The organism is Kribbella orskensis, from assembly GCF_004342085.1.
In the GTDB taxonomy this organism is placed as follows: domain Bacteria; phylum Actinomycetota; class Actinomycetes; order Propionibacteriales; family Kribbellaceae; genus Kribbella; species Kribbella orskensis.
In genome coordinates this window covers 453494-465475 of record NZ_SLWM01000006.1, presented here as the reverse complement: position 1 = coordinate 465475, position 11982 = coordinate 453494, and the positions used below count along the sequence as shown (strand labels likewise).

General features: G+C 69.2%; 13 protein-coding genes. 9 read left to right on the top strand and 4 right to left on the bottom strand.

Translation table 11 applies throughout. From position 1 onward, the window contains the following. The first annotated feature begins 108 nt into the window (after nt 1-108). The gene (locus EV644_RS20100; protein WP_132189812.1) at nt 109-1110 is read left to right on the top strand and encodes a LacI family DNA-binding transcriptional regulator; all 1002 of its coding nucleotides are present in this window, start codon (nt 109-111) and stop codon (nt 1108-1110) included. On the opposite strand, the gene EV644_RS20095 is transcribed toward EV644_RS20100, so the two are convergent. Then, a complete protein-coding gene (locus EV644_RS20095; RefSeq protein ID WP_132189811.1) occupies nt 1093-3354 on the bottom strand; it encodes a glycoside hydrolase family 3 C-terminal domain-containing protein in 2262 nt (753 codons plus the stop codon). The two genes, EV644_RS20100 and EV644_RS20095, sit on opposite strands and share 18 nt — an antisense overlap. A 177-nt stretch (nt 3355-3531) precedes the next feature. On the opposite strand from EV644_RS20095, the gene EV644_RS20090 reads away from it, so the two are divergent. The 4 genes from EV644_RS20090 to EV644_RS20075 all read left to right on the top strand — a co-directional run bounded on the left by EV644_RS20090 (nt 3532) and on the right by EV644_RS20075 (nt 6404). Further along, a complete protein-coding gene (locus tag EV644_RS20090) occupies nt 3532-3879 on the top strand; it encodes a VOC family protein (RefSeq protein WP_199239899.1) in 348 nt (115 codons plus the stop codon). 69 nt (nt 3880-3948) lie between these two features. Further along, nucleotides 3949-5142 carry a hypothetical protein gene (locus EV644_RS44645; protein ID WP_158292884.1) on the top strand — a complete coding sequence of 398 codons (1194 nt, stop codon included), beginning with the start codon at nt 3949-3951 and terminating at the stop codon, nt 5140-5142. Then, nucleotides 5117-5968: a TrmH family RNA methyltransferase gene (locus tag EV644_RS20080; RefSeq protein WP_132189809.1), complete on the top strand. Its 852-nt coding sequence runs from the start codon at nt 5117-5119 to the stop codon at nt 5966-5968. The genes EV644_RS44645 and EV644_RS20080 overlap by 26 nt, the downstream gene beginning before the upstream one ends. A gap of 10 nt (nt 5969-5978) precedes the next feature. Continuing rightward, on the top strand, nt 5979-6404 hold the full coding sequence (locus EV644_RS20075; RefSeq protein ID WP_241998400.1) for a VOC family protein: 426 nt from the start codon (nt 5979-5981) through the stop codon (nt 6402-6404). On the opposite strand, the gene EV644_RS20070 is transcribed toward EV644_RS20075, so the two are convergent. Further along, complete coding sequence (locus tag EV644_RS20070) at nt 6397-7197, bottom strand: transglutaminase-like domain-containing protein (protein ID WP_132189808.1); 801 nt, start codon at nt 7195-7197, stop codon at nt 6397-6399. The genes EV644_RS20075 and EV644_RS20070 overlap by 8 nt on opposite strands. Before the next feature lie 35 nt (nt 7198-7232). Then, nucleotides 7233-8027 carry a class I SAM-dependent methyltransferase gene (locus EV644_RS20065; RefSeq protein WP_132189807.1) on the bottom strand — a complete coding sequence of 265 codons (795 nt, stop codon included), beginning with the start codon at nt 8025-8027 and terminating at the stop codon, nt 7233-7235. A 169-nt stretch (nt 8028-8196) separates the two neighbouring features. Here EV644_RS20065 and EV644_RS20060 point away from each other — a divergent pair, with 169 nt between their 5' ends. Further along, the gene (locus EV644_RS20060; RefSeq protein WP_158292883.1) at nt 8197-8493 is read left to right on the top strand and encodes a putative quinol monooxygenase; all 297 of its coding nucleotides are present in this window, start codon (nt 8197-8199) and stop codon (nt 8491-8493) included. Next, entirely contained in the window at nt 8490-9263 is a 774-nt protein-coding gene (locus EV644_RS20055) for an isocitrate lyase/PEP mutase family protein (RefSeq protein ID WP_241998398.1), read from the top strand. The genes EV644_RS20060 and EV644_RS20055 overlap by 4 nt, the downstream gene beginning before the upstream one ends. On the opposite strand, the gene EV644_RS20050 is transcribed toward EV644_RS20055, so the two are convergent. Continuing rightward, complete coding sequence (locus tag EV644_RS20050) at nt 9245-10567, bottom strand: DNA-3-methyladenine glycosylase 2 (RefSeq protein WP_132189805.1); 1323 nt, start codon at nt 10565-10567, stop codon at nt 9245-9247. The genes EV644_RS20055 and EV644_RS20050 overlap by 19 nt on opposite strands. Nucleotides 10568-10646: 79 nt before the next feature. On the opposite strand from EV644_RS20050, the gene EV644_RS20045 reads away from it, so the two are divergent. Both EV644_RS20045 and EV644_RS20040 read left to right on the top strand, forming a co-directional pair. Further along, nucleotides 10647-11192 carry a P-loop nucleotide/nucleoside kinase family protein gene (locus tag EV644_RS20045; RefSeq protein WP_241998396.1) on the top strand — a complete coding sequence of 182 codons (546 nt, stop codon included), beginning with the start codon at nt 10647-10649 and terminating at the stop codon, nt 11190-11192. A gap of 90 nt (nt 11193-11282) precedes the next feature. Next, the gene (locus EV644_RS20040; protein WP_132189804.1) at nt 11283-11975 is read left to right on the top strand and encodes an RraA family protein; all 693 of its coding nucleotides are present in this window, start codon (nt 11283-11285) and stop codon (nt 11973-11975) included. The last annotated feature ends 7 nt before the right edge of the window (nt 11976-11982 follow it).

The window sequence follows — 11982 nt, the reverse complement described above, 5'->3', positions numbered from 1 at the left end:
CCTCGGAGCTGGTTAGATGCCGAGAGTTCCGGATCGGCTGGGGTACCGTACGAGCTGACTGCGGAAAGTCCGGAAAGTCCATAGATAGGCCTGCTGAGGAGGTGCCGGATGGCGTCGCGCGGACCGTCGCTGCCACGGATCACCGATGTCGCCGCGCTCGCGGGCGTCTCCACGAGCACCGCGTCGAAGGCGCTGAACGACACCGGCCAGCTCCGTGAGGAGACCCGCGAACGGGTCCGCCGGGCCGCCGAACAACTGGGCTTCACGCCGGACAGCCGCGGCCGCGCCCTGTCGTCGGGCCGCAGCTACACCGTCGGCCTGATCACCACCGACAGCTCGGGCCGGTTCAGCATCCCGATCATGCTCGGCGCGGAGGACGCGCTCAGCGCCGGCGAGATGGCGCTCGTGCTGTGCGACACCCGGGACGATCCCCTGCGCGAGCAGCACTACCTGCGATCACTGGTGTCCCGGCGGGTCGACGGGATCATCGTCACCGGCCGGCGGACCGAGGCGCGCGAGCCGATCGACGTACCGATCCCCGTGGTCTACGCCTTCAGCCCGTCGACCGATCCGGCCGATACCTCGGTGATCGTCGACGACCACGGCGGCGCGTCCTCCACGGTCCGGCATCTGCTCAGCCTCGGCCGCCGGCGGATCGCCCATGTCACCGGGCCCGCGACCCACAACAGCGCGCGGGCACGAGCGGCCGCGACTATCGAGTCAGCCGGCGATGCCTTCGTGGGTGAGCCGATGCACGGGGAGTGGAGCGAACGCTGGGGCCGCCACGCGGTCGACGTCCTGCTCCGCTGCTGCGGCGACGAGGTGGACGCGATCTCGTGCGGCAGCGACCAGATCGCCCGCGGGGTGTGCGACCGCCTGCGCGAGCTCGGCCGGTCCGTGCCGGACGACCTCGCCGTGACCGGTTACGACAACTGGAGCGTGATGGCGCTGGCGAGCCGCCCGCCCCTCACCACGGTCGATCTGGAGCTCGAAGAACTCGGCCGCCGTACTGCGCAGCTCCTGCTCGACGCGATCGCCGACAACCCGCACCCTGGCCTGGTGGAGATGCCGACCCGGCTGGTCACCCGGGAGTCAACGCTGGGCACCTAGTTGTTCGAGGAGGCCGTCTAGCGTCTTGTTGTCGACGACCATGCCGGGGAACGCGCACAGTCGTCTGAGCGGGAAGTTGCCGATCACCTGGAGGAGTTCCGCGTCGCCGAGCACGCCGTTCGGAGTACCGGCGTCGCTCGCGCCAATGCTTGCCAAGAGCAACGGACCTCCGATCGGGTCGGCCAGCCACTCCTGCAGGCTGGACGAGTCGTCGAGCGGCGCGGCCACCGGCGGTGTGTCGACGTCGAGCGACGTGGTGAGGCGCAGGTCGCGCGAAGACGCCCCGACGGCGAGGTCGAAGCGGCCTGCTTCGAGCACCCAGCGATGGTGGAGCTCGGACCAGTAGGACAGGTCGCGGCTTCCCAGCATGAGCTCGACCTGCGTGGTCTCGCCCGGCGCGAGGTCGACCTTGGCGAAACTCTTCAGCTCCCGGATCGGCCGGGCGACGGATGCGTCGGGGGCACCGACGTACAGCTGGACGACCTCTTTGCCGGCTCGCTGCCCGGTGTTCGTCACGTTGCACTTCACGCTGATCGCGAGGTCGCCGGCCGCGTGGCTGCCGGTCTGCTCGACGACGAGGTCGGCGTACTCGAAGGTCGTGTACGAGAGGCCGTGCCCGAACGGGTAGCTCACCTCGCGGGCGAGTGCGTCGTACCCGCGGTAACCCACGAACACGCCCTCGCCGTACCGGACGTGGCCCGAGTCGCCGGGGAAGTTGAGGTATGACGGATTGTCCTCCAATCGCAGCGGGAGGGTCTCCGCCAGGCGGCCGGACGGGTTCGCAGTACCGAGCAGGACGTCGGCGATCGCGCCGCCTGCGGCCTGGCCACCGAGCCAGGTCTCGAGCACGGCCTTGGCGTGGTGCTCCCAGCCGTCCAGCCTGATCGCTGAGCCGTTCGCCAGGACGACGACGAGGCGCGGGTTCGCCGCCACCAGCCGGACGACCAGGGCGGTCTGCGAGGCGGGGAGGTCGAGGTGGTCGCGGTCGAAACCTTCGGACTCGTCGCTCGCCGGGAGCCCTAGGAAGGCGACAACCGTGTGGGCCCGGCTCGCCAGCTCCACTGCTTCCTGAGCCAGCGACTCGTCGTCGGCGGTTGTGCCGAGGCCGAAGCCCGCCGCGAACGCGACCGTCACGCCTTCGGCCGCACGGGTGAGTTCGTCGAGCGCTGTCTCGACCTTGGTCGGGTTCACCTGGGAACTGCCGGCGCCCTGGTACCGCGGGGTCCGGGCGAACTCGCCGATGACGGCGAGCGTGCTGCCCGGTTCGGGCGTGAGCGGCAGGATGGTGTCGTCGTTGCGGAGGAGCACGAGGCAGTCGCGAGCGGCCGCGCGGGCCAACGCGTGGTGCGCCTCGAGGTCCAGTGGGTCACCTTTGTCTGTGGTGGTTCGGTCGACCAGGTTGAGCACCCGGGTGACCGCGGTGTCGAGCACGGCCTCGTCGAGGGCTCCGCTCTGCACTGCCTCGATGATCTGCGCGTCGCTGGTCTGGAGGTTCGGCGGCATCTCCAGGTCGAGTCCGGCAGCCAGCGCGGCCACCCGGTCGGCCACGGCACCCCAGTCCGAGACCACCATGCCTTCGAAGCCCCACTCGTCGCGGAGTACCTCGGTGAGCAGCCAGTGGTGCTGGGAGGCGTACGTGCCGTTGATCTTGTTGTAGGAGCACATCACGGTCCACGGCTGGGCCTCGGTCACCACCCGTTCGAACGCGGGCAGGTAGATCTCCCGCAGGGTGCGCTCGTCGACGTCGGCGCTGACCCGGAGCCGGTCGGTCTCCTGGTTGTTGGCCGCGAAATGCTTGAGCGACGTCCCGACGCCTTGGCTCTGTACTCCGCGCACCGCCGCGGCGGCGAGCACTCCGGCGACCAGCGGATCCTCGGAGAAGTACTCGAAGTTGCGCCCGCAGAGCGGCGACCTCTTGATGTTCACCCCCGGCCCGAGCAGTACTCCGACCTGCTCGGCCCGGCACTCGCGGCCCAGCGCCTCGCCCACGCGGTACAGCAGGTCGGTGTCGAACGACGAGGCCAGCGCGGAGGCCGTCGGGAAGCAGGTCGCGGGGACGCTGCCGGACAACCCCACGTGGTCGGCGTCACCGGGTTGCTTCCGCAGTCCGTGCGGCCCGTCGGTGACCATCACCCGCGGGATCCCGGCCCGCTCGATCGCCTGCGTATGCCAGAACCCGGACCCCCGGCACAACGAAGCCTTCTCCGCCAGCGACAACCCCGCGACCACCGCGTCGACGTCCATGCTCGCGACCGTACTCCCGCGGAGCGATTTGCAGAACTTCGCAGTCCCCTGTCCGATCTCGGCATGCAGATAACCATCTCGGCATGCTCGGTGTGGCGGAGCAGGGAACTGGGCACCGACGGGTGAAGGGGAGGTCGGCCGCCCAGGGCGACCCTGATGGGAAGTAGGCGACGAACGGTGACGATCAAGGCAGTGCTCGCGGTGATCCCGGTGACGGACTTCGGTCCGGCGTGCGACTGGTACGAGTCGTTCTTCGGCCGCCCGGCCGACACCCGGCCGATGGACTCGCTGGCCGAGTGGCACCTGAGCGACCGCGGCGTCGTCCAGGTCTTCCAGGACCCGGACCGGGCCGGCCGGACCGCGGTCAACTTCACCGTCGACGAACTCGACCCGGCACTGGCCGAACTCGCCACCCACGGCATCACCAGCACCGACCCCCAGATCGTCGCGAGCGGCCGCCAGCGCCTGGTCACCGTGACCGACGCGGACGGAAACCAGCTGGGCCTGCTCGAATCCGTCGCCTGACCTCCGCGGGGTTCTACGGTTCAACGCAGTACTTCGAGGCAGTACTTCGACGAACCGCGGGGGCCGACCATGCTGCGCAAGGTGCTGGTGGTTCTCGCTGTGCTGTTCGCGGTGGCCGGTACCGCGCGCCTGGTACTGCCCCGGCCGGATCCGCGCGAGGGAGCCGTGAAGCAGTTGGCGTTCCTCCGCGCCGCGATCGATGACGGGGCGGACCACGACGCCCAGCAACTCTTCCCCGAGGGTTATTTCTTCGTGAACGTGCTCTACGGCCTGACCTGGGTTCAGGTCGGGCTCGACTCGCCCGCCCGCGCGCCGGAAGCGCTGCGCGAGGCGAACTGGGCGCTCCAACGCATCCAGTCCCCCGACGGAACAGCTCCTTTCGATGCCGCCCTGACACCCCGGTACGGCGTCTTCCACGCCGGGTGGACCAACTGGTTGCGCGGCGGAATCCTGGCGCTCGAGCCTGCGGACTCGCGGGATCCGACGGAGTTCACCCGGGAGTCCGAGGAACTCACGAAGGCCTTCGATACCTCAGAAACCCCTTATCTGCAGGCGTATCCGGGTCAGGCGTGGCCGGTCGACTCCACCGTGGCGATCGCGTCGCTCCGGCTGCACGACCACCTGGTGACTCCGCGGTTCCAGCCGACGGTGTCGCGGTGGCTGGATGGTGTGAAGACCCGGCTGGACCCGGCGACCGGGTTGATGCCGCATCAGGTGACCCCGGTCTCCACCGGCGCACGAGCGACTTCGCAGAGCATGATCCACCGGTTCCTGGTGGAGATCGACCCGGACTTCGCGCGTTCGCAGTACGGGATCTTCCGGGAGAGGTTCGTGACCTCGCTGGGGCCGGCCGTGCGCGAGTTTCCGCACGGGGTGGACGGCGCGGGTGATGTCGACTCGGGGCCGTTGGTGTTCGGGGTCAGCTTGTCGGCGACGGCTGTCACGCTGGGAGCCTCGCGTGTCCAGCACGATCCGCTGGCGGATGTCCTCGCGCGGGAAGGAGACCTGCTCGGCGTACCTCTGCATGGTCTGCACAGCAAGCGCTACGCCCTCGGCCTGGTGCCGATCGGTGACGCGTTCCTGGCATGGTCGGCGACGGCCCGGCCCCTGGTCGCAGCGGAGCAACCTGAGGCGGGCGTCGACGTCGGCTGGTGGTGGCGGGTGCCCTGGCTGTTCCTCGCCTGGCTGCCGGCCCTCGTAGTGTGGGGGTTCGTTCGGCTGACTTCACGGAGGACCGATGGCCGCGGTGCAGCGGATCAGTAGCCGGAATGCCCGGTTCCAGGTGTGGCAGGCGTTGCTGTCCAACCGGAACAAGCGGCAGCGGGCCGGGGAGTTCCTGGTCCAGGGCGTCCGGCCGATCACCCTCGCGGTGGATCACGGCTGGCCGGTCCGCGCGTTCATCTACGGTTCCGCGCGGCCGCTGTCGCATTGGGCGCAGGATCTGCTGCAGCGACTGCCCTTGACCGAGCGGGTCAGCATGGCGCCGGAGTTGCTCGCGGAACTGGGCGAGAAGGAGGAGGCCGCGCCCGAGGTGGTCGCCGTACTCGAGATGCCGGCCGACGACCTGAACCGGATCCAGGTCGGGCCCTACTTCCTCGGTGTCGTCTTCGACCGGCCGACCGGGCCGGGCAACATCGGCTCGATCATCCGGTCCGCCGACGCGTTCGGCGCCGACGGGCTGATCGTCACGGGCCACGCGGCCGACGTGTACGACCCGAAGTCGGTGCGAGCGAGCACGGGATCACTCTTCGCGCTGCCCGCGGTCCGGGTCCCCTCGCAGCACGAGGTGATGGAGTGGGTCGAGACGCAGCGCGCGCACGGCGTACCGATCGTGGTCGTCGGCACGGACGAGCACGGCGAGGCCGACATCTACGACTTCGACCTGACCGGCCCGACGTTGCTGCTGATCGGCAACGAGACCTCCGGCCTGAGCGCAGCCTGGAAGGACCTCGCCGATCACCTGGTCCGCATCCCGATGACCGGCTCGGCGAGCTCGCTCAACGCGGCCAACGCCGCGACTGCTGTGCTTTACGAGGTTTCCCGGCAGCGTGCCCATTCGTCCAAGACGGGCGGCGGCGCGGGCGCCTAGCGTCGTCACCATGACTGTTTCTGTGCGACCCCAAACCATGATCGCGGTGACCGACGTGGAGAAGAGCAGCGCCTGGTACTGCGAACTGCTGGGCGCGGCGAGCGGCCACGGCGGACCGGAGTACGAGCAGATCGTCGTCGACGGAGAGCTGATCCTCCAGCTGCACCGGAAGGAGTCGGAGCACCACCACGGCACGATCGGCGATCCCGATCAACCTCTGGGCAACGGCGTCGCCCTGTGGTTCGGTCTCGCCTCCCCCGACTCGACCGGCCCCCTCGACTCGGCCGGCTCGCCAGCCTCGCTCAGGGAGGCGGCTGCTCGGGCGGCGGCAATGGGCGCGACGATCCAGACCGGCGTGCACCTCAACCCGAACGCGCACCACCACGAACTCTGGCTTCGCGACCCGGACGGCTACCTCGTCGTGCTGGCTAGTTGATCAGCTCCTCGGGTACGGCCAGATCCTCCTTCCGGTAAAGGCTTTCGGGGTCGGTCGTGGCGACGATCTCGTCCATCAGCGCATCGAAGTCCGGACCGGTCCTGCCCTGGTAGGAGTCGTCCATCCGGCTCCACTCGTCCCACGGCAGCATCTCCACCTTGTTCAGCGCGGCGAGATCGCGGATCGCGTTGCCACGGATCTCCCCCGGCCCCCAGACCGGATCGGGTCCCCCGACGCCGAAGAGGTCGCCGTCGACCTCACCCGTCCGGTACCACTGCCAGGCCTCGCCGCCGGTCAGGAACTCCCCGGGCTGGAGATCGTCGAGGTGTGCGGGCCAGTGCCGGTCGAGGTTCTCGACGTCGAGCCGGATCCAGCGATCGCCCTGGGCCGGTCTGTACTCGATCACCCAATGGTCGAGGTTCCGCCCTTTCACGAAGTAGGCGCCGAACCCGCAGCGCGCCCGGGCCGGCACCCCCCGGAACCGCAGCAGAGCCGTGGCCAGCGTCGCGAAGTGACGGCATGTCCCGACCACGCGGCGTTCCGCAGTGCGGGCCTCGCTCAAGGGTCGTGGATCCTGGGCGATCAGGGCGTCGACTAGGGCGGCGGCCGAGCGCAGGTTCTTCTCCGGGATGCGCTCGTCGGGGATGCCGGCCGCGGGCGCATCGCGTGGCTGGATCACCAAGCTCTGCACGGCTTTGCAGATAGCGCGCGGGTCCGTCGGCAGGCTATCGGCCAGGTGAACCTGGTCAGGGCGAAGTTCGGTCAGAGGCCCAGGCACGCTGTAGTCGATCATGCCGCCGATGCTAGGCAGGGCCCACCGACAAAAGTTCAGGCAGTCGCCAGGATTTCGCCGTGGAGCAAGGAGATGAAGCCGTCGGGGGCCGCTGACCAGGTGCGCCAGGCGTCGGAGATCCGCTGCAGATCTCCCTCCGGTACGCCGGCGGCGCGCGCCTGGCGGGCGAGGTCGGACTGCAGGATGCGGTCGGCCCACATGCCACCCCACCAGTCCCGGTCCGGCTGGTTCGCGAAGGTCCAGTTGCTCGCCGTCGTCTCAACCCTCTCGAACCCGGCGGCCAGTGCCCACGCCAACAAGCGCCTGCCTGCGTCAGGTTCGCCGCCGTTCGCCCGCGCCATCCGCTGGTAGAGGTCCATCCACTCGTCGAGCTCAGGCAACTCCGGGAACCAGGTGAATGCGTGATAGTCCGAGTCCCGCGCGGCGACGATCCCGCCGGGCTTGCAGACCCGGCGCATCTCCTTCAGCGCCTGCACGGGATCACCGACGTGCTGCAGGACCTGGTGCGCGTGCACCACGTCGTACGAGTCGTCCGGGAGTTCGAGCCGGTGCACGTCGCCGACGACGAAGTCCACCTCGATGTCGAGCTTGGCGAAGGTGGCGCGGGTGATGTCGAGGGCGGCTTCGTTCGCCTCGAGCGCGGTCGTCCGGCCCGGCTGGACCAGAGCCGCGAGGTCGGCGGTGATCGTGCCGGGGCCGGCGCCGATGTCGAGCAGGGACCTGCCTGGCCGGAGCTGCGGGAGGAGATACCCGGCCGAGTTCTCCGCGGTGCGCCAGCTGTGCGAGCGCAGTACCGATTCATGGTGGCCGTGGGTGTACACGTTGTTCATCCCGGACTCCTTCGTCCTCGTCGACACGCTTCAGGCTAGACCAAGATCTTGCGTGATGAGACATATCATCTTGGATAATGAGACGAACCACGATGGCCGAATGTGGCCAGACCCGGCGTGCCGGTGCGGGTGACGCTTGATTCCTCACCACTCAGCCAGGAGGAAGAAAGTGCTCGCAAAGGTGTTCCCCATCAAGCTCAAGGACGGCAACCAGGCAAACGCGGAGGAACTCGTCCGGGCCTTCGCTCCGCAGGGCCCGGGGCAGGAGGAAGGCACACTGTCGTTCCGTGTCTACCGGGATCCGGCGAACCCCGACTACCTGCTGTTCGTGGAGCACTTCGCCGACCAGGCGGCGTACGACTCGCACACGGGATCGGCGGCATACAAGGAACTGATCGCGGGTCAGTTCGCGGACCTGATCGTGGAGTTCGTCGAGATCGACCACGAATTGCTGGTCAGCCTGTGAGCGGCGCGGCCATCGACCAGAAGGCGCAGGCTCGCGCCTTCCGGGCTCTGCACCACGGATCGGCTCCGTTGGTACTGCCGAACGCGTGGGACGCAGGCTCTGCGAAGGCGATCGAGGCGGCCGGTGCTCGAGCGATCGCGACGACGAGCGCCGGGGTGTCGTGGGCTCTTGGCGTCGAGGACGGCGGCGGGCTGAGCCGTGCCGACGCGCTCGACGCCCTGCGACGCATCGTCGCCGTCGTCTCCGTGCCAGTCACCGCCGACATCGAAGCCGGGTACGGCGCGACGCCGGCCGACGTGGCGTCGACAGTTGCCGAGGTCATCGAGATCGGCATTGTCGGCATCAATCTGGAGGACAGTTCCAACGGTTCCCTGCTGGAGGCGACCGCTCAGGCAGAACGCATCGCCGCCGCCCGCGAGGCGGCCGTCGCCGCCGGCCTCGACCTCTGCATCAACGCCCGCACCGACACCTACCTCTTCGGCGACGGAACAGGCACCCTGCAAAGAGCCAAGCTGTACGCCGAGGCGGGTGCCGACGTGCTCTTCATACCAGGCGTCACCGACCCACCCACCATCCAGGAACTCGTGGCTGGATCACCACTCCCTCTCAACATCATGGTCGGCCCAGGAGCCCCCACTGTCGGAGACCTCACCTCACTCGGCGTAGCCCGAATCAGCCTCGGCCCCGCCATCACCACCGCCGCCTACAACCTCGCCGCCGCAACCACCCGCGAGCTACTGGCAGCTGGCACCTACACCACACTCATCTGACCGCCCTCACGATCGGCGGTCAGGAGGTGGATGCTGGCTAAGGCTCGCCAAGGGTGCCAGGATTCGGACTCCCGGGTTGGGGTGCGGGGGAAGGCATCTCTGGCACCCAGGCGGAGGGCGATTTCGTGGGCGGCCTGTTCGGTGATGCCGCGGATCGCGGTGAGGGAGGCGACCAGTTCCTCGAGGGCCTCCGCGCCGTCTAGCCTGATGTTGCCCGCAGCAACTTCTGCGGCGAGAGCCTGCACGGTGTCGCCGGCACCGTGCGGCGCGGAGTACAGGGCTTCCGCGGACGGGAAGGCGTGGGTGAGGCCGTGGTCGAGGCCGGGCACGCGGGTTCCTGCGACTTGGATCAAGCGGGCGAGTAGCTCATCGGCGTCTGTGGGTGATTGGTCTCGGATGACTGCCTGGACGGCGATCTCGAAGGGGGCCCAGGCGCCGGGGACGCGGACGCCCGGGCGGGCTTCGATCAGCGGGCCGATCACCGGGTCGCGAGCGAGTTGGGCGGCGGCGAGCAGGGGTTCTGTTTCCAGGCCGACCAGGCGAGCGGCTCGTTCGACGACGTGGATGACGCCTTCCCAGTAAGGGAGATGGGCGCGCAGGAGCAGGTGGTCGGTGCCGCCGGGAGCGATCTCGAGCAGACCCGGTTCGCCGTCCAGGCCGATCGTGCGGCGGTAGACCCCGTCCACCACCGACTCCACGCCTGGAATCGCGCGTTCGGCGAGGAACCCGACCATCGCGTGCCAGTCGTACGGCGGGGTGAACGGCATCCGCAGTACGAGTCCACCGTCCGCGACCAGGCGATCGGTGCGGCGACGGCGTTCCCGGAGTTCGCGCGGCGTCGACCGGAACACCTCCCGCATCGCCCGATTGAACTGCCGCAGACTCCCGAACCCGGAAGCGAAGGCGACATCCGCGATCGTCAACTCCGAGTCGTCCAGCAACCGCCGCGCGAAGTGCGCCCGCCGCGACCGCGCGAACTGGTCCGGCGTGACGCCGAGGTGATCGTTGAACATCCGCCGCAGATGTCGCGCCGACAACCCCAACCGCGCTCCCAGCGCCGACTCGTCCGCCTCGTCGAGTGCTCCCCCGATGATCAACTGGACCGCTCGGCAGACGAGTTCGGGCGCATCGTCGGCGACGGTCCCGGCGACCCGGTACGGCCTGCACCGCAGACACGCGCGATACCCCGCCGCCTCGGCCGCGGCCGCCAACTCGAAGGTCCGCACATTCTCCGCGAGGGGCTTCGCGCCGCAGCCGGGCCGGCAGTAGATGCCGGTGGTGCGGACAGCGGAGTACGTGGTCACTGACTCATCCTGCGAACCCGTTCGCCCCACGTCCAGCCATATCCGGACACGGGGACCAGCTACAGGCTAGGGTGCCCCGGTGCCGGCGAAACCCATGCTCATCGTGATCAGCGGTCCCCCGGGCACGGGCAAGACCACGCTCGCCCACCAGGTCGCCGCGGCGGTCGGCTGTCCGGCGATCTGCCGCGACGAGATCAAGGAAGGCATGGTGCACGCGAACCCCGGGTTCGTGCCCGGGCCGTCGGATCCGCTGACGATGCGCACGCTGTCCACGTTCTTCGACGTGATCGGCTTGCTGATCGGCCGGGGTACGACGGTCGTAGTGGAGGCCGCGTTCCAGGACCACATCTGGGGTCCGCGGCTCACGCCGTTCATGGACCTCGCCGAGCTCCGCATCGTCCATTGCACCGTCTCGGCCGAGGTCGCGCAGGCCCGCATCACCGAACGTGCCGCCGGCAACGAACTCCGCAAGGCGCACGAGGACGGCCACACCCCGAACGACAACTGGCGCCGCCGCCACGACGCCTTCAACCGCGTCGCCCTGCCGGTCCCCGAACTCGCCGTCGACACCACTGACGGCTACCACCCCGGCCTCCCCGAGATCATCACCTTCCTCTCCCGCTGACCACCCGGAGCGCAGTACTGCGTCGCGCCGGGCGACCCGCAGTACGGCGTACCGGTGGTGGGGTTTCCATTCTCTGACTATGGTCAGGGAATGGCTGATCTTCAGATGCGGTTCGGGAACCTCGCCACTGCTCACGTCGCCGACGCCTGCCTGCGGGCTGGGTTGCCCGTCCGTACGGTCTCGCTGCGCCCGGTGGTCGCCGCGCGGGTCGCCGGCCGGGTGCTGCCCGCGCAGCATGTCGGGAGCGTCGACATCTTCCTCGAGGCATTCGAATCGGCCTTGCCGGGCGACGTGCTCGTGGTCGACAACGGCGGCCGGCGCGACGAGGCGTGCGTGGGTGATCTGGTCACGTTGGAGGCGAAGGCGGCAGGACTCGCCGGGCTGGTCGTCTGGGGCCTGCATCGCGACACCGTCGACATCCAGGCGATCGGGCTGCCGGTCTACAGCCTGGGCGCCATGCCGACCGGCCCGCTGGAGATGCGGACCCTGCCCGCCGATGCGCTGCAGTCCGCCACTGTGGGCGAGTGGACCGTCACGTCCGACGACGTAGTAGTGGGCGACGAGGACGGCGTCGTCTTCATCCCCGCGGCGCGCGTCGACGAACTGCTCGACCTCGCCGAGTCGATCCGCGACACCGAACGGCGCCAGGCCGCGCAGATCAACGCCGGTACGTCGTTGCGCGAGCAGGTGCGGTTCGACATCTATCTCGCGGAGCGGAAGAAGCGGCCGTCCTTGACGTTCCGCGAGCATCTGCGTGGCGTCGGCGGCGCGATCGAGGAGTGACCGAACT

Coding starts and splice junctions, on each gene's coding strand:
- EV644_RS20080 (WP_132189809.1), top strand. CDS start 5,117: ATGGCCGCGGTGCAGCGGATCAGTAGCCGGAATGCCCGGTTCCAGGTG.
- EV644_RS20100 (WP_132189812.1), top strand. CDS start 109: ATGGCGTCGCGCGGACCGTCGCTGCCACGGATCACCGATGTCGCCGCG.
- EV644_RS20070 (WP_132189808.1), bottom strand. CDS start 7,197: ATGATCGACTACAGCGTGCCTGGGCCTCTGACCGAACTTCGCCCTGAC.
- EV644_RS20095 (WP_132189811.1), bottom strand. CDS start 3,354: ATGGACGTCGACGCGGTGGTCGCGGGGTTGTCGCTGGCGGAGAAGGCT.
- EV644_RS44645 (WP_158292884.1), top strand. CDS start 3,949: ATGCTGCGCAAGGTGCTGGTGGTTCTCGCTGTGCTGTTCGCGGTGGCC.
- EV644_RS20040 (WP_132189804.1), top strand. CDS start 11,283: ATGGCTGATCTTCAGATGCGGTTCGGGAACCTCGCCACTGCTCACGTC.
- EV644_RS20075 (WP_241998400.1), top strand. CDS start 5,979: ATGACTGTTTCTGTGCGACCCCAAACCATGATCGCGGTGACCGACGTG.
- EV644_RS20065 (WP_132189807.1), bottom strand. CDS start 8,027: ATGAACAACGTGTACACCCACGGCCACCATGAATCGGTACTGCGCTCG.